The sequence below is a fragment of the Phytohabitans flavus genome, assembly GCF_011764545.1.
Taxonomy (GTDB): Bacteria; Actinomycetota; Actinomycetes; order Mycobacteriales; family Micromonosporaceae; genus Phytohabitans; species Phytohabitans flavus.
This window is the reverse complement of the sequence record NZ_AP022870.1, coordinates 1,607,767-1,623,798: the sequence shown is the minus strand read 5'-3', so window position 1 is coordinate 1,623,798 and position 16,032 is coordinate 1,607,767. Positions and strand designations below refer to the sequence as shown.

The window sequence follows — 16,032 nt, the reverse complement described above, 5'->3', positions numbered from 1 at the left end:
CGTTCAATTCCTCCTGATGTTCTTGTGGTTGGGCGTGGATGGTGCCGCCGCCCGGAGCAGGTCGAGGGCGCCGGCAAGGGCGTCGTCGAACGGGCCCGGGTCCTGCTGTGCGATCGCGAGCACGTAGCCGCCTTGCAGGACAGCCATCAGGGTGTGGGCGAGGCGCTCCGGGTCGAGGTCGTCCCGCAGTTCACCTGCAGCCACCGCCTCGCGTAGCACCTTGACCCAGCTGACGCGGACCTGGGCGAACGCGTGCGCTACTGGGGCAAGCAGCACCGGGTCCTCGCGGACCTGTGGGTCCTGGGTCATCCGGCCGACCTTGCAGCCCTTGAGGGCGTCGCGGGGACGCATCAGGTAGGCCTCGATCCGGGCCATCGGGTCGCCCGGACCGTCGAGCTCAGACGCGGCCGGCAGCAGGTCGGCGATGTTGCGCTCCAGGGCGGCGAGCGCCAGGTCCCGCTTGGTCGGGAAGTGGTGGTACATGCTGCCCTGGCCCACACCAGACCGTTCGCGCACGTGGCGTGGGCTGGTGTCGGCGTAGCCGCGCTCCCACATGAGCTCGCTCATCGTGTCGACCAGGAGTTGTCGCGAATCCACGGCGCCAGTGTACATACCAGTAGGTACAGTCCGACTTTGCCTCGCTCAGTTCCCCATCAGTGCCAGCCGCCGCGATCGAGCCAGCGTCAGCCCCTCGTCGCAGCAACGGACACGCCTCGCCAAGGCGGACCGGCCGGGATGAGCAGGCATTGGGGTTTGACGTGACCGCCATAGACGGCCGCGTTAGCCGGACCTGGACGCGGTGACCCGCCACGGCGAGCACGCCGAACGGAGGCGATGTCGGTCGCGATCGGGATCGCCCCGAAAGCTGCCCGGCAAGCGTTCACTACCGGGCGCCGCGACGGTGAAGACGTCGGGTCGTAGACGGCGCTATCGGAAAGGGCAGCTGGTGCGGGCCGAGGTATTCGGCCCGCACCGCGTGCTGTCGTGGCGTCTTAGGACGCGGCGATGCCTTCCATGCCGATTCCGTTGGCGAACTGGGGCAGGCCGGTGACGGTGGTGACGAGTGTCAGGGAGCCGTTCCGGTTGACCTTGTATCCCTGGACGTTGCCGGCGGCGGCGTTTTGGACGTAGAGGAACCCGCCGCTGGTCGTCATGTCGATCGATCCGCCGCCGGTGGCGGCGGCGACGGCAGCGAGCAGGACCAGGTTTCCTCGGCTGTCGATGGTGTAGGAGCTGATGGTGGAGGTGCCGGCGTTTGCGACGTAGAAGAATCGCCCGACTCGCTGGATCCAGCATGACGCGGTCTGGCCGTTGGGCACGGAGGGACCGATCTGGGCCAGCCTGCCGTTCGGCAGTAGCCGGAAGCGGGTGGCCGCGTTGGCGGTGGTTTCGGAGACCACGAGCTTGCCGCGTGTGTCGAAGGTGAAGCCGAACGGGCCACCCTCGTCGGTGTTGGCGATCGGCTGCCGGGCCAGCTGTCCGCTGCGACCGATGGCGAAGGTGAAGATGATGTTGAGTGTCTTGGTGCTGACCAGCACGAAGTGTCCGTCGGGGCTGATGCCGACCTGGGCGGGTGAGGTGGCGAAGGCCGGCGGGTTGGTGTTGTTCAGGCCGAGTGACCGGTGCGCTCCCGTGATCGGGACGAGCCGCTTGTTCTTCTCGAGCCGGTAGCCCTGTACTGCTCCGGCGCCGCCGGCGTTGAGGACGTAGACCAGGTCTTCGCGGACCGCGATGCTGACCGGCAGCAGGCCGCCGGACCCGATCACCTGTAGCCGCTCGAGCCTGTCGCCCTTGACCCGGAACAGGGTGACGGTGTTGCTGCCGGCGTTGACCGCGAACAGCAGGTCGTTCTGGAAGATGAGGGAGCCTTGGGAGGCGAGCGCGTCGACGGGCGGTCCGAGGGTGGCGCCGCCGAGGCCACCGGTCCGGACCTCGCGGACGCGGCGCAGGTCGCCGTCTTTCTCGCGGTCGTAGACGACGATGGTGTTGCCGGAGGGCTTGTTGGTCTGTACGAACACGGCGTGCGTGCCGTCGTGGTCCGGCCTGTGTCGTTCGCCGGCTTCCGCCGTGCCGCTGGCGAACAGGCCGCTGACGAGGCCGGCGAGCAGCGTCGCTGCGATGATCCTTTTTGAGCGCACTTACATGCCTTTCTACTCACCTGACCAAGAATGGGAGGAGTTCTGCCGTTGCAGAGGTTAGGTGAGCCATCGCTTTCCCAAGCGGTGATTCGACGAAGTCGCCCCCTTCGGTACCACGCCTGCATGGCGTGGCATCGTTGTGGCGCAAGGGCGGCAGCTCCGGCGCGGTGCGGCACCAGTACTGCGGAACGGCGGTGCCACGCAGACACCCGCCGAGGGAGCCCCCGTCGACCCAACGCGGATATCCGCTTTCTCGGCTGCGGCCACCGTTTGGCGGGGTCGCCGGAGGGTAACCGCGCGTAATGGATATGCAGATGATGCAACAGCAGATGCAGCAGCAGCTCGAGGGGATGAGCTTCCCGGCGAGCAAGCAGGATCTGATGAACTCGGCGATGCAGCATGGCGCCAGCAACGATCAGATGGACATGATCAAGAAGATGCCGATGGACAACTTCAACTCGATGGACGACGTCATGTCGGCGGCCAAGTCGATGATGAAGATGTGACCTGCTGGTAAGGCCCTCCTACCTTCACGCCCTTCCGGGCGCGGGTTCGGAGTGCGTCGCCATTTGGGGGCGTCGGCGAGTGCCGTGTCGCCGGCGTCGGCATTTCCAGCCGGTCCCAATGGGAGGCGGTGCCGAGGACCTGGGACCCCAGATGCTTAGCCCAGGGACTGTCACCATCGGCCCTGGGGCCGACCTGCTCCGGGCCGGCGTCTGCCCCCAAGGCCAGGTGGTTCTCGATCGGGGCGTGGAAGACCTCAACGCCGTATGGGAAGAAGGTGTCGGTCCAGGTCACCGTCGCAGGCCCCTGGTCGGTGCCCAGTTGGACGCCCATGACAGCGTGATGCCAGTCGCCGTAGTCCCATCGCGCCGGGTTCGGGACCAAAGTTGTGGAGATCCCAGTAGTCGACCGCCGTGAGGCGGCGACCCCGAAGATCACTCAATTTCGCCTCGAACCCAGCGCGTGCGGCGTCCGGCCTGTTGTCTGATCTCACAGGCGGAAACCGACTTGGACGAAGCAGCCCGCGCCGTTCTTGCCTGGTCGTATCCCGCGAAGGTCAGTGCGTAACCGGGCAGTTGATTGTTGGCCAGGGCCGGACTCGTGCCGCCCAGCTGGGGAATCAGTTTCCTGGGCGAGTCGATCAGGACGGCGTGGGCGCCGAGGCCTGTGGCGGTTTCGAGGTCGCTTTGGGTGTTGACTCCGAACATGACGATGGGCAGGTCGGGTCGCCCCTTCCGGAAGCAGTCCACGGCGCTCTGGGTCCACAGCTGGGCGTACACCGGCGAGTCGCCCTGCCCGAGGGTGAACATTTCGGTCAGGATCATCTTCCGCTTGAGTTCGAAGCCGACCCAGGGCTTGGCAGGGACGCTCTTGCAGGCGCCGCCTTCGAGTGCGTGCTCGGCCAGGCGTTGGCGGGTGCGGTCTCGGGATTCGGCCACCTGTGCCCTGGGGTCATTGCGCAACAGGCGGACGGTGTCTTCGTCGGTGGAGTACAGACGGACCTTGTCCCACGCGCCATGCCGGTCCAGCAGCTTGCTGACAGCCTCGACGACGTGCTTCGCCGGAGTCTGCTTCAGGTCGAGGTAGATCTGCTTGCCTTCGGGGATGAGCTTCAGCGCCTCCTCGACCGCGGGGATACCCACGGCCTTGTCCGCCTGCCGGTAGGAGTGAGTGCCGTCCGCACTCTTGAAGTGGTAGCCAGCGTTCAGCCCGGACAGCTCCTCGAAGGTCTTTTCGGCAACCGCCCCCGACCCGTTGGTCAGCTCCCTGAGGTCCTTGGGACGGTACAAGACCGGCACGCCGTCCTGGGTAGCTTGCACGCTCATCCACACGCCGTCCGCCCCGGCCTTCAGGGACTGCTCGATGGCCAGCAGCGTGTTCTCCGGATAGTCCGCTGTTCCGCCGCGGTGCGCGATGAGCAACGGCAGCTGGCGGCGGGCGTGCGTCTCGACCGTATTGGTGCTCGTGCGGAACGCCAGGCCGGCAGCCGAGGCGAACCCCCCGCTCACCGCTAACGGGACGCCGGGTGGCACAAGACCCTTCCTGGCTTTGAAAGGGTGTGAGCGTGCGGGAGGCCACGAACCGTAGATCTCCCGCATAACCCCGGCGCCCGCAGTGATCTGGTCGACGAGGCGTGTGGTCTTGTGCGGCTCGGCTGGGTCTTGTGCCGGTTCCTGAGCAGGCATGTTTCTCCTTAGGCGGTGCCGTATTCGCCGTTGGCGGATCGCTGCGATGGCCCTACGGATGGCCGGGGATCACGGTTCAACGCGGGCGGTTGCGTCTTCAGAGGACCTGCGCGCGGGCCTCCGGCCGCACCGCGCCTCCAGCGACTCCGCGACGGCTCGCTCCTCGGCAAGAATGTTGGTTCTCTTTGAACTCACCCCCGACTCACTCGTCATCCGGGCATGCCTCTGAGCGACACAGCTGTCTTGTTTTCCGATCCGCGTATCGCCGCTATCGCATTGGGGAATTCGGACGAGCCACTCGTCGACCTGCGCGACATGCCGGAAGTGCGGGTGGACGCCCGTCTGGCCGACCCCGCCGGTGCCTACGCCCAGCTGCGGGAAGGAGTTGTCTCGCGCCTGCTGGACGCTCACCGGCTGCTTCCCCGGGGGCTGTCCTTCCTGGTCACCGAGGCGTACCGGCCGCTTGACCGGCAGCAGGCAATCTTCGACGAGTACCGCGACGAGTTGCGGCGCCGCAGGCCGGCGACCAACATTTCCCCGCGGGCGCGACACCACCGGCGAATTCTTTCCGCGGCGCTTACCCGTGCTGGTTTCGCAAACTACCCGACGCAGTGGTGGCACTGGTCATTCGGCGACCGGTACTGGGCCCACCACACCGGAGCCGACCGGACCCGGTACGGCCCGACGCGATTCACGCCCGCGGCCCAGACGAACGGCTGTTAGCCGGGTCGAAGACGGACGGCGGGCTCGACCCCGCTCCGGGTCGAGCCCGCCGCCGTGTGCCTACAGGTAGTCGACCGCGTCGTCGGTACCCTCCGTCACCGCGGTGGCGAGCAGATCGCCGAGCAGCGGGGCGAACTTGAACAGGTTGTCGCCGTAGACGGCGGTGAACGGGCCGTTGCGCCGCAGGTGGAACCCGTCGCCGAGCTCGGCCATCGTGGTGCAGTAAAGCTCGTCCAGCACGGTCGGCTCGACCCCGTCGAGGTGCTCCCGGACGTAGTCGACGACCGCCTCGCGGGACGTACGGACCGCTTCGTCCCGCCCCACCTCCCAGGCGACGGTGGCGTTGCCGAACAGGCCGCCCACTGTCCACCGGCCGGGCCCGGCCATGTGCTGGTAGGTGCTCGGCACGCCCGGGGTCTCGTCGATCCAGCTGCGCAGCGGCCCGCCCCGCGAGGTGGCGAACGTGAACCTGACGTGGTGCTGTAGCACGGTCGGCGTGTAGATGCCCACCTGCGCGGCGAGCGGCGAGGTGCCCGCCCCGGCCGCGATCAGCACCGCGTCGGCATCGAACGGGCCGTCCGGGGTGTGCACGCGGGCACCGGAGCCGCGTTGCTCCAGCGCGTATACGGCGGCGACCCGCAGGGCCTCGCCCAGGCGGCCGACGAGGTACGTCCCGGCGTTCACGGTCTCGATCGCGCCGCCCGTGGTGTCGTGCAGCAGCACATCGGGCGCCCGCCGCACCGGCAGGCCCAGCTCGGGCCAGTCCGGCCCGACCACCTCGAACGGCGCGCCCGCCTTGCGCATGCACGCCGTCCACTCCAGCGTGACCGCGCCACTGATCAGGCAGCCGACATCCCGGATCAGCGGCCGGCCGGCGGCCTCGCTCCAGCGCGCCCAGCCGGCCCGCGCCTGGCGAGCGAGGTCGACCAGCGCGGCGCTGCCGTGGGCCAGTCGGAAGATCCGGGACGTGCCGGTGGAGCGCTCCGCCATCGGGCCCAGCCGGTCGAGGCACACGACGTCGTGGCCCCTTTCGAGCAGCGCGGCGGCCGAGGCCAGGCCCACCACCCCCGCGCCGATCACCGCTACCTTCATCGCGGCCTCACCCCTCTCCTTCCCCGCCGCAGCGGGCCTTGTACTGGTTTCAAGATGCCAGACGCCACAGGGTGGTCGCGGCGGTCGGCTCCCAACCGCGCTGCGACTCGTGCCCGAGGACACACACGTACTCGTTTGCTCCCCAGCTCACCCGTGCCCCGGCCGGGTAGTTGATCTGAGGCTGCCACTGCGCTGCCTTGTCAGCGTCCGGAGCGGGAACCCCGATCCACAGCGCGGGTACCTCCGGCGGCGCCCAGCCCGGCTGCGATGTGTGGCTCTGCCGGGCGGTGTAGCGGCGGCCCTCGAAGCTCACGACCGCGCCGGCGGCGTAGCTGGTGTGGGGCTGCCAGGCCGCCGCCGCAGGCCGAGAGTCCACTGTGGTCGGCGCGGGTGCCGCCGGTGGCCGGTGCCCGGACGTGGGCTTCGGGCTCGGCGTGGGGTCAGGGCTGTGCGTGGGGTTTGGCGGGTGGCTGTGGTCGTGCTCCGGGGGACCATCGCCGCGCGGTTTGACGGGGCGTACGACCGGCGCCCTCGGCGGGGGCTCGTCGCCGAATACGACATCGGAGCAGGCGTAGAAAGCCTCCGGGCTGTCGCTTCGCTGCCACACCGCGTAGATGAGATGCCGCCCATTCTTGCCGGCGGGGAGCCTCCCCGTCATCGCGTAGTCGCCGCCCGCATGGTCCTCCCGAATGCGCAGGAATGGACTCGGCTCCAGGTCGTCCCAGCGCAGCGGACCGGTCGGGTCGTAGCCATCGCGGGTGAGGAAGAGGTCGACGGTGCCCTTGTGCGCCGCGGAACCGTTGAGCCTGAAGTCGTATGTCGAGCCCGCAACCAGGCGGGTCGCCGGCCAGTCCTTCCTCGGCTGGTCGAAGCCCCGGTACTTGTCCCGCCCCGCACTGCACAACCGGCCGTCTGGAATCACCGCGCGGTGGTTTCCGGCGGCCTGCGGCACACTGATCTCGTTCCAGTCGTAGACGGCCTGGGCGCCACCGATCGCGATGGCGTCGCGGCAGGCGGGTATCGCGGGCTGCTGCGGCAGGTCATGGAACCGGCAGTGGTAGACGCGGCTTGGCGGCGACTGCATCGTGCCATGTGCGGATGCTTGGTCGCGGACGCTCATGACAATGATCGACCCCGCGGTCACCATCACGAGCGCCGCCGCGACGCTGGCCGCCACGCGGATGCGTCCCGTCCTGAGCACATCTCGGAGCGCCATCCTGCGCCTCCTTCACTGATCGACGGATCGACGGAGCCGGCGGGGTGACGGCTGCGGACGGCGGGGAGCCCCACAACTCCCCACCGCCCTGGCAGCCGTGGCGGCGCAGCTCGCCGTGCCCCGATCCATCCCGGACGCACCCCTCGACCGCACCGCCCCGCCAACCTCGCCCTACCACGGGGAAGGCCGCCCTCCGGTTCAACCAGACGTCGAGCCTTCTGGGCGCCGGTGTTGAACCACAGTCCGGCGGCGGCCGTCGTTACGGCCAGCGCCGTAGGACGCGAGTCAGCGAAACCGTATCCCTTGTGGAGGTGCCTGAATGACCAAGCCCAAACCGTCCGCGCCGGCCGTTTCCCTTGGTATGCCGGCGATGCCGCCGCCGCCTTTGGCGACGCGGCGCGAGTCGCGGCAGATCATGGTGGGCGCGGTGCCCGTGGGTGGTGGCGCGCCGGTGACAGTGCAGTCGATGACCACGACGTTGACGGCTGATGTCGACGCCACCTTGCAACAGATCGCGGAGCTGACGGCCGCCGGTTGCCAGATCGTGCGGGTGGCGGTGCCGTCGGCGGACGATGTGGTGGCGTTGCCGGCGATCGCGAAGAAGTCACAGATCCCGGTTATCGCGGACATCCACTTCCAGCCCAGGTACGTGTTCGCGGCGATCGATGCTGGTTGCGCGGCGGTACGCGTGAACCCGGGTAACATCAAGGCATTCGACGACAAGGTGGCGGAGATCGCGCGTGCGGCGTCCGACGCCGGTGTGTCGATCCGCATCGGGGTGAACGCGGGCTCCTTGGACAAGCGGTTGTTGGCCAAGTACGGCAAGGCGACCGCGGAAGCGTTGGTGGAGTCGGCGTTGTGGGAGTGTTCCTTGTTCGAGGAGCACGGCTTCCGCGACATCAAAATCGCTGTGAAGCACCATGACCCGGTGGTGATGATCCGGGCGTACCGCCAGCTTGCCGAGCGGTGTGACTACGCGTTGCACCTGGGTGTGACGGAGGCGGGTCCGGCGTTTCAGGGGACGGTGAAGTCAGCCGTCGCGTTTGGTGCGTTGCTGGCGGAGGGCATCGGCGACACGATCCGGGTCTCGTTGTCAGCGCCTCCGGTGGAGGAGGTCAAGGTCGGCATCGCGATCCTGGAGTCGCTGGGGATGCGTGAGCGCGGGCTCGAGATCGTGTCGTGTCCGTCGTGCGGGCGGGCGCAGGTCGACGTGTACAAGTTGGCCGACGAGGTGACCGCCGGGTTGCAGGGGTTGCCGGTACCGCTGCGGGTGGCGGTGATGGGCTGCGTGGTGAACGGTCCGGGCGAGGCGCGTGAAGCCGACCTCGGGGTCGCCTCCGGCAACGGCAAGGGCCAGATTTTCGTCAAGGGCAAGGTAATCAAGACCGTGCCCGAGTCGCAGATCGTCGAGACGCTGATCGAAGAAGCACTCCGCCTCGCCGACCAGATGGGCGCCGAACTCCCCGAGGAGCTTCGCGGCCTGGGCCCTGGCCCACGGGTGATCGTGGCCCAGCCTCCGAAGGGCCGGTAGCCGCCTCCCCGCGAAGGCGCGCCGCGGCCCGCAGTGGCCGCGGCGCGCCTCACTAGGCGGGGGGGTGAGCTTGCCGACCGCGAAGGGTGAGGCCGCGGGAGCGACGGTCCGGACCACGACGAACGCCGCGGTAGCTCAATCTCTAGTCCATGAAGTTGTCCCGCTCGATGTAGGGTCGCTCCTTCGGGCGGTGCGACCCGGCCTTGCAGCCCGAGAAGGGACCGTTCGGGTTTCGTAGCGCGTCCATTGTGGGCCACAGATAGACCTGGTGCCAGTCTGCGGGGTTGGACGGCGCGGCGTCCTTGCCGGTCTTGTCCTGCCAGGCGAGCCAAAGGCCGTGGAGATAGGCGATCGCCTCAGGATGTTCACGCCAGCGGGGGCACCACGGCGTGCTGGAGGTAGCCTCCGCGCCGTACACCGGGATCAGGAGGTTGTCCACCCAGAAGGTGAGCCGGTGCAGCTCCTCGACATACTCCGGCCCGTCCAGGTAAAGGATGAAGAACGGCTTCGATTTCCCGCCGGCGCCCTTCGCATCGGCCGGTGCCCTTTCGGCCGTCTGGTCCCGGACCGGCTCGCCCTCCTGGGACGCCGGCGTCATCGACTCTTGCTCTAGCATGTCAGCTCGCCCTCTTCCTCCGGCTTGACACCAAGCAGGCCAGCGATCCGTTTGTACGCCTCGACCCTGTTGCGCACCCGCTCCGGTTGGCGGCCGCCGCACTCCAGTGCGCCGTTGACGGTGCGGATGGTTTCGCCGAATCCGGCACCCCCGGTCATGGCGGCGTGCGCCGTCATCGAGCCGGCGCCGGTCTGGGTCATCCAGAACCACAGCGCGGTCTGCCACGCGACCGAGGGGTCGTTCTTCACCAGGTCCGGCTCGTTCAGCAGGTCGATTCCGAGCGCGTCACCCGCTGCCTTGTAGTTGTTGTTCCAGCTGAGCTGGATCGGGCCGCGGCCGTGATATGCCGCCTGGCCTGCCGGGCACCCGTAGGGTTGATTGGCGTCGCAGTAGTTGCCCCACGCGGACTGGTTGATTTCCTCAATGTGGACGAGGCCACCGGACTCGTGGTCGACGGTGGCCAGAAACGCGGCCATTTCCCGTTGCCGGGTTGTCGCGTCGCCGGTCGCGGCGAAAGTGGGAAACTTCGCCATCGCGTCCGTCAGTGCGGCGAATGTGTAGAAGGAGTTCCGGCTCGGGAACATCGACTCGAACTGTGCCTCGCTGAGCCGCGCGCTCCCGCTCTTGGGCGGCGGCGCGGTCGTTTCCTTCACCGGTTGCGCGGTGGCGGGCGCGCGCGGGGGTGCGGTCGCCGTCGGGGTGGCGGGCGCTGCCGTGGTGGCGGTCACCGAGCCCTCGCTGTAGCCCGCGAAGAGACCACGGATGACGAACGGATAGCTGGCCAGGTCGATGAAGGGTGTGCCGCCCTGCGCCTCGACCGCCGCCAGGCCGATGTCCCAGGCCAACAGGGTCAGCGTGAGATGGTCGCCGACGACCTTCTTCTCGTCCAGCAGTCTTTTGGTCTGCTCGGCCAGGTGGCAGAAGTACCGCGCGTGGGCGTAGATCGAGTCCTCAGGATCGAGCGGCGACGCCTCGCCGTTGTTGTCGTCGTCCTTGCCGAACTCGCTGAAGACCTGCGGGGTCAGCTGAGAGAGCCCCTTCCTACCATCCGGCCCTTCCATCTTCGCGTCGAAGCCGGACGCGAACCCGATCTGAGCCGAAATGATCACCGGTGTGAGCAGGTCGCACTCTTTGGCAGCGGCCACAATCGGCGCGACGAGCTTCTGGTCCGGCACTCTCGCCGGGGCGAACGTGCCGCGACCATCACCTCCGGCAAGCTCGGTGAGCATGCTGCCAGGCCCCGCGACACCGGAGGCCGACGGATCGGGCGGGGCCGTCATCTGCGAGCCGCCGAAACTGAAGATGGCGAGGATGGCGAGAATGACGATCAACGCCAGCATGGCAAGCAACGCGAAGGGGAGCAATCCCAGGCCGGCGATGGCGAGCCACATGAACCCTGTCGCGTCATTGCCGAGCACCGGCTTGGACGCCGCTTCCACCGCCAGGGCCTTCTTTGCGCCCATCGGGGTGTCAGCCCAGGCGGCGAAGCTGCTGGCGCTGCCAGCTCCCCGCCGCTCGTTCGGTGATGGCCTGGACTTCGGCCTTGGCCGCCGCGGAGATGGCCGCGGCGTTTGGCTCCTTGTACCAGGGACGGAGCCGGATCAGGGCCGGCCGGACACCTGTGGCGAGCAGCAGGGCCGTGCCCTTGGGCAAGGCGCGGATCTTCTCCGCCGGCAGGATCTGCTCCATCCGGTACGACACCGACCGCGACGAGCCCGACCCGCCGCTGCTGGAGTAGCTGCGCGTCTTCACGTCGTGTTGCCCGACCAGGCGGGCGATCTTGTCGACGAAGTTGGCGTCGTCCAGGCCGGCCCCGAGCAGCTTGATGGTGGCGGCGCTCCACAGCGCGTCCATCCCCGGCTCGCCCCAGACCCGGACACCCTGCAGGTAGCTCTGCAGGAGAGTGACCACGCTGATCCCGCGCGAGCCGAGATGGCTGTAGAGGTCGGGCAGGTCGGCGATGCGGCACACGTTGGCCGCCTCGTCGAGGACCGCGGTCATCGGTGGGTCCAGCCGCCCGCCCATCCGTTCGGCGGCGACGACGCCGGCGCGGATGGTCGCGTCCGCCAGGCCGGCGATGACGCCGGCGGCCGAGCCACCACCGTCCTTGGAGAGCAGGTAAAGGGTGTCCCGGCCGAGGACGTGCTCCTCCGGGATGAACTGCGGATGGTTCGGGTCATAGGTGACCCAGGCGAGGATTCCCGGGTCGAGCAGGCAGGCCACACACTGCCGGGCGGTCTCGTAGATGCCGTCCCGGGTCTGGACGGCACCGCGCACAGTGCCCTGCAGCTGGTCGGCCATGGCCTGCATGCCGGCGTCTCGAAGCAGGTCGATCGGGGCGCGCTCGCCCGGGTCGGCGAGCCACGCCAGCATGTCGTTGACGGTCGCGCCGCCCCGGGAGGCGGCCAGGAAAAGCGCGGTCAAAGTGTTCTGCGCGGCGGAGATCCAGAAGTCCTTTTTGGACGAGTCGTCATTGACCGAGCTGACGAAGTGGCTGGCCTGGCGTCGTGCCCCCTCGACGGTGTCGCAGCCGGCCAGCAGGTCCCACCACATTTCCCGCTCGCTGTACGCGATGCCCTGCGGGTCGAATGTCCATACCCTGCCGACCTTCATGCGTTCCTGCCGGGTGACGGTGAAGACGTCCGACTTGTTGGATGTGAGCAGGACCGATCCGGGTGCGCGCAGCAGCCGCGGGATGGCGATGCCGGTTGACTTTCCCGCTCGCGGCGCCATCAGGTCGAGCTCGACGTCCTCAAAGGAGGAACGCAGCTCGGGCCCGGAGGGCTCCAGGTTGCCGAGCAGGTTGCCCAGCTCGTCGGGATGCGGGTCGGCGATCTTCTTCAGGGACGGACGCAGTTGGCGGGCGCGGGCCTCGCCCCCCTTCGTCGTGAGGGTCTTGAGCTCGCCGGCACGGGCGAGGCCGTCGGGCCGCCGGGCCCGCCGGATCACCGCGGGAGCCACCATGGCCACCGGCGCCGCGGCGAGGGGGGCGAGCGCGAGCGCCCCGCCATAGACGGCGAACGGCGGTACGCCCGGCCAGACCTGCTCCGAAGACCCACTGACCAGAGCGAAATACACGTCGGCGCTGAACGGCGGAGGCTGCCAGCCGTACCCTGCGGCGGCGACTCCGACCGTGCCGCCAAGCCACAGCAGTGCGAAGACCACGACGTTGACCGCCGCGAGGCCGGGGATCACCCACGGGCCGAGCGTGCTTTTGCCGGTCATCGAGGCTCCGGGTCGTGCTGCCAGTCCGGAGCGCCGATCTCGGGCAGGTCACCGGCGGTCACCGTACGCATCACCGCGGCGCGTTCGGCCATCAGCCGTTCGGCGTCACCATTCGCGATCCAGCGGGTGTTGGTGTCGTGCAGATGGCGTTCGGTGGAGGTGATCGCGACCTGCATGGGTATCCCGGGACGCCCGCCGACCTTGATCAGGAAGCGGCCGCGGCCGGGCGGCTCCTCGTTCCCGCCTTCCTGAGCCCACCCGGGCGGCGAGGACCAGGACGAGACGAGCTCGATCTCGCGCCGGGTCAGGCCGACCACCCGGGCCAGCTCCTCCATCTCGGTCCTGGGCAGTCCGGCGCAAGCCACCATCCCGGCACGTTCCACGAAACCGCGTGCCTTGGCCTTGTCTGCCTCGTTGCCCAGGGCCTCGGCGTCCTTCAGGGTGTGGGTGATCTTCGCGTCGGCGAGACCGAGGGAGCGGTTGAGCCGGGTGAGGGCGTCGATCCGGTCGACGATGCCCGAGGCGGCGCGCAGCGGCCGCCACAGCTCGTCGAGGACGGTGAAGAACCAGCGCCGCGGTGCCAGCCCGGCGTCGGCCAGCGCGTGCGAGGCGGCCACCGTACCCAGGCCGTCCGACCATGCCGCGAGCATCGCGGCGGCGGTCAGCTGGCTGTCGGCCTCGCCGATGCGCGAGATGTCGATGCACACGGCGGTGGCGTCGGGGTCGATCTGGGTGGAAGTCTCGGCCGCGAACGTGTCACCGAGGGGGCCATCGAGGATGCCGAGCAGGGACCGGTGCAGCGGGTCGACGGCGTCGCGGTACCGCGACTCCTGGCCGCGGTCGAGCGTGACCTGCCGTACCTGTGGTGGGCCCTCCGCCAGGACGCTGAGCAGCTGGGGCAGGCGGAATGTCTCGCCGTGCGGGGTGCGTTCGCGCAGGTGCCGCAGGCAGGCCGAGAGCACGGACTGCTCGTGGTCGCTGATCGGCCGGGCGCGCACGATCGTGAGCAGCGCCGCGACCATGTTGAGGATCCGGCCGTGGGTCTCGGCGGCCAGCGCCTGCCCAGCCTGCCCGCCGATCTTCACGGCGGCCGCACCCATGGCGCCGGGGTCCAGGACGTTCAGACCGCCGACACCCCGGGCGATCGAGATCACCTGGCCGCCGAGGGCGCGGACCGTGTCCACGTAGTCGGGCTTCAGGTCACCCAGCACCAGCGGGACGACGCCCTGCGCGGCCAGGCCGATCAGCATCCGATTGATCAGAGTCGACTTGCCGAGGCCAGGCATGCCCAGCATGAACAGGGACGGGTTGGAGATGTACCGGGCCCGGGTGAACCAGTTGAGCGGATCCCCGCACACCGTGGCGCCGGTGTGGAGGTGCTGGCCGAGCGGGACACCGGTCATCGGGGCGCCTGATCCGGAGGCGAACGGCCACAGCCCGCACGCCTGCACCGTGGTAGCCCGCCACAGCGTGGGGGGATCCAGGGGAGCTACCCGACCGCCGCCGGGGGCGAAGGAGCCGCGGCTCGGAACGCTGTCGTCGCGATTGGAACGGACCAGCCGCTGGGCGTACCGCCGCTCGTCCGCCTCGGCTTGCGCCCGGCGCCGGCGCTCCCTCTTCAGCGTCCGCGCGGTCTGCTGGCCGGTCTCGTCGGGCTCCCGGAACTGTTCCTCCGGCGCCGGCACGACAAGACCGGACAAGGCCGTGGTCGGTCCGGACGCGCGTGGCGGCCATCCCGTGGCGAGATCCGACGGCCACGGGTGCGAGCCGTTGCCGCTAGCCGATGCCATCACAGCGCCTCCTGGATTTCCTGTGGCACCATCGTCTGCTCCCACGGCAGGACGCCGACCGGAAGCGCACAGGTGAACGCCGCGGCCTGCATCCGGTCGGCTGGGCGCATGGCGATCCGGGTCGCGCCCAGCAGGTTCCGCATCGTCACGTTGGCGTCGCGCATCTCGGCCACTGAGTCGACGGTCAGCGTCACCACCATCGAGAACTCGACCAGGCCCGCCCCGGCCGCCTCCTCCGCGGCCGTCTGTTCCGCCGCCTCCACCTCTGTCGCCGCGCGGGCCCGGACCAGGCCGCGGGTGGAGCTGGCCATGAACTGGGCGGTCCGGCGGTCCGACTCGACGATCCGGGCGGACGTGGCCGGATCGATCGGGCGATAGACCAGGGCCACCCGCTTGCGCCGCAGGCCCGGCGTGGGTTCGAGCAGGCTGCGCAGGACATTCGAGCGCACCGTGCCGCGCGGCGCCAGCGTCAGCAGCCAGCTCCGCGAGACACCGGAGTCATGCTGGTACTGGGAGACCGTCTCCACCGCGGCTGCCGGCCCGGCATCGATCCACTCCATGCCGGTGTAGCCGTACTGCGCGCGGACGTCGAGCACCTCAGGGGCGACCGCCGGGTCGTACGCGATCCGCACTACCTCGGCGATCCGCTCCGCCGACAGCGGCTCCGCCCATCCACCCCCGGCCTCTATCAACCCGCCGAGCAGGCCGTGCATGCGCAGTGCGAGGTCGGCGACGGTCTCCTCCTTGGCGCGCCGGGCACCGTTGTAGGTGAGGGTGATGTATGTGTTCATCTCCGAGGAGGTGCTCGGGTAGTCGTACACCACCTCCTCCATCACGGCACGCGCGGCCGGCGGAGCGTCCGGAGAGATCCGCCCGAAGACCTCCGCGGCAAGACGTGTGCCTGGGTCCGGGGCGGTCTCGACGACGACCGCGGCGCCGCGCAGCCCCGGCTCGTGCGCCATCTGGGATAGCCACTCGCCCCACAGGGCCACCCAGGTGTCCACCTGGTCGGGGTCGACGAGCGACCCGCCGTCCGGTTCGCAGCCGATCACGATGGTGTATTGGTTGCGGGGCCGGTTGTACAGCACGCCGAATGGGCGGTCGTAGGGGTCGCGTCCTTCGAGCATGGTGACCCGGCTGAGCAGTCCGGGTGGGCGGAACCTGCCGCCGGGCCGGGCTGAGAGCGGGCCGGAGACGTACAGGTGCTGCCGATTGGCTTTGCGGTGCAGCCAACCGATCCGGACGCCGGCGAGGTTGTACAGGTTGCGGCGGTCCTGGGTACGGATCGCCAACGGCGCCAGCGTCAGGACGAAGGGAACCCCCACCACTACGGCCGAGTTCAGGGAGAACATGGAGGTGAGCAGGACAAGTACGAGCGCCCCGAACAAGCCCACTGTCCCAACCAGACCCAGCGAACCAAGCCCTGCCTTTCGGGGAAGCCGCCAGTTGCCGTACGTCGGGCTCTTGATGGTTTCTGTTGTTGTCATGGTGATACTCCTCGCTCAGCCGGGC

At 69.1% G+C, this 16,032-nt stretch carries 13 protein-coding genes; 3 read left to right on the top strand and 10 right to left on the bottom strand.

Features of this window, described 5'->3' with window-relative positions:
• Positions 1 to 3 precede the first annotated feature (3 nt).
• A complete protein-coding gene (locus Pflav_RS06815) occupies positions 4 to 597 on the bottom strand; it encodes a TetR/AcrR family transcriptional regulator (RefSeq protein ID WP_173034586.1) in 594 nt (197 codons plus the stop codon).
• A 395-nt stretch (positions 598 to 992) separates the two neighbouring features.
• On the bottom strand, positions 993 to 2,138 hold the full coding sequence (locus tag Pflav_RS06810) for a lactonase family protein (RefSeq protein ID WP_173034585.1): 1,146 nt from the start codon (positions 2,136 to 2,138) through the stop codon (positions 993 to 995).
• 314 nt (positions 2,139 to 2,452) lie between these two features.
• On the opposite strand from Pflav_RS06810, the gene Pflav_RS06805 reads away from it, so the two are divergent.
• Positions 2,453 to 2,644, top strand: a complete 192-nt coding sequence (locus Pflav_RS06805) for a DUF2795 domain-containing protein (protein WP_173034584.1) — start codon at positions 2,453 to 2,455, stop codon at positions 2,642 to 2,644.
• A 432-nt stretch (positions 2,645 to 3,076) separates the two neighbouring features.
• Here the strand turns inward: Pflav_RS06805 and Pflav_RS06800 are convergent, their stop codons facing one another.
• Positions 3,077 to 4,150, bottom strand: a complete 1,074-nt coding sequence (locus Pflav_RS06800) for a glycerophosphodiester phosphodiesterase family protein (protein WP_197938127.1) — start codon at positions 4,148 to 4,150, stop codon at positions 3,077 to 3,079.
• Between the two features lie 453 nt (positions 4,151 to 4,603).
• Between Pflav_RS06800 and Pflav_RS06795 the strand changes: the two genes are divergently transcribed.
• On the top strand, positions 4,604 to 5,050 hold the full coding sequence (locus Pflav_RS06795; protein WP_232071040.1) for a M15 family metallopeptidase: 447 nt from the start codon (positions 4,604 to 4,606) through the stop codon (positions 5,048 to 5,050).
• Positions 5,051 to 5,110: 60 nt separating this feature from the next.
• Here the strand turns inward: Pflav_RS06795 and Pflav_RS06790 are convergent, their stop codons facing one another.
• Complete coding sequence (locus Pflav_RS06790; RefSeq protein ID WP_173034582.1) at positions 5,111 to 6,142, bottom strand: NAD(P)/FAD-dependent oxidoreductase; 1,032 nt, start codon at positions 6,140 to 6,142, stop codon at positions 5,111 to 5,113.
• A gap of 49 nt (positions 6,143 to 6,191) precedes the next feature.
• Positions 6,192 to 7,358, bottom strand: coding sequence for a lytic polysaccharide monooxygenase (locus Pflav_RS06785; protein WP_197938125.1), 1,167 nt, complete (start codon positions 7,356 to 7,358; stop codon positions 6,192 to 6,194).
• 319 nt (positions 7,359 to 7,677) lie between these two features.
• On the opposite strand from Pflav_RS06785, the gene ispG reads away from it, so the two are divergent.
• On the top strand, positions 7,678 to 8,889 hold the full coding sequence (gene ispG, locus Pflav_RS06780) for a flavodoxin-dependent (E)-4-hydroxy-3-methylbut-2-enyl-diphosphate synthase (protein ID WP_173034580.1): 1,212 nt from the start codon (positions 7,678 to 7,680) through the stop codon (positions 8,887 to 8,889).
• Positions 8,890 to 9,031: 142 nt separating this feature from the next.
• Here the strand turns inward: ispG and Pflav_RS06775 are convergent, their stop codons facing one another.
• Genes Pflav_RS06775 through Pflav_RS06755 form a run of 5 tightly spaced genes read right to left on the bottom strand, consistent with a single transcriptional unit; the run spans position 9,032 to position 16,007 of the window.
• Positions 9,032 to 9,505, bottom strand: coding sequence for a DUF4913 domain-containing protein (locus Pflav_RS06775; protein WP_232071039.1), 474 nt, complete (start codon positions 9,503 to 9,505; stop codon positions 9,032 to 9,034).
• Positions 9,499 to 10,968 (bottom strand): glycoside hydrolase family 19 protein, encoded by a 1,470-nt coding sequence (locus Pflav_RS06770; RefSeq protein ID WP_232071038.1) that lies wholly within the window; start codon positions 10,966 to 10,968, stop codon positions 9,499 to 9,501. Before Pflav_RS06770 ends, Pflav_RS06775 begins: the two co-directional genes overlap by 7 nt.
• A 7-nt stretch (positions 10,969 to 10,975) precedes the next feature.
• Positions 10,976 to 12,730, bottom strand: a complete 1,755-nt coding sequence (locus tag Pflav_RS06765; protein ID WP_173034579.1) for a type IV secretory system conjugative DNA transfer family protein — start codon at positions 12,728 to 12,730, stop codon at positions 10,976 to 10,978.
• Entirely contained in the window at positions 12,727 to 14,520 is a 1,794-nt protein-coding gene (locus Pflav_RS06760) for an ATP/GTP-binding protein (protein WP_173034578.1), read from the bottom strand. Before Pflav_RS06760 ends, Pflav_RS06765 begins: the two co-directional genes overlap by 4 nt.
• On the bottom strand, positions 14,520 to 16,007 hold the full coding sequence (locus tag Pflav_RS06755) for an SCO6880 family protein (protein ID WP_173034577.1): 1,488 nt from the start codon (positions 16,005 to 16,007) through the stop codon (positions 14,520 to 14,522). Before Pflav_RS06755 ends, Pflav_RS06760 begins: the two co-directional genes overlap by 1 nt.
• Positions 16,008 to 16,032: the final 25 nt, after the last annotated feature.

What these genes read in the sequence shown, in the direction of transcription:
- Pflav_RS06785 (WP_197938125.1), bottom strand. Translation starts at nt 7,358, where the DNA reads ATGGCGCTCCGAGATGTGCTCAGGACGGGACGCATCCGCGTGGCGGCC.
- Pflav_RS06805 (WP_173034584.1), top strand. Translation starts at nt 2,453, where the DNA reads ATGATGCAACAGCAGATGCAGCAGCAGCTCGAGGGGATGAGCTTCCCG.
- Pflav_RS06760 (WP_173034578.1), bottom strand. Translation starts at nt 14,520, where the DNA reads ATGGCATCGGCTAGCGGCAACGGCTCGCACCCGTGGCCGTCGGATCTC.
- Pflav_RS06765 (WP_173034579.1), bottom strand. Translation starts at nt 12,730, where the DNA reads ATGACCGGCAAAAGCACGCTCGGCCCGTGGGTGATCCCCGGCCTCGCG.
- Pflav_RS06790 (WP_173034582.1), bottom strand. Translation starts at nt 6,142, where the DNA reads ATGAAGGTAGCGGTGATCGGCGCGGGGGTGGTGGGCCTGGCCTCGGCC.
- Pflav_RS06755 (WP_173034577.1), bottom strand. Translation starts at nt 16,007, where the DNA reads ATGACAACAACAGAAACCATCAAGAGCCCGACGTACGGCAACTGGCGG.
- ispG (WP_173034580.1), top strand. Translation starts at nt 7,678, where the DNA reads ATGACCAAGCCCAAACCGTCCGCGCCGGCCGTTTCCCTTGGTATGCCG.
- Pflav_RS06775 (WP_232071039.1), bottom strand. Translation starts at nt 9,505, where the DNA reads ATGCTAGAGCAAGAGTCGATGACGCCGGCGTCCCAGGAGGGCGAGCCG.
- Pflav_RS06770 (WP_232071038.1), bottom strand. Translation starts at nt 10,968, where the DNA reads ATGGGCGCAAAGAAGGCCCTGGCGGTGGAAGCGGCGTCCAAGCCGGTG.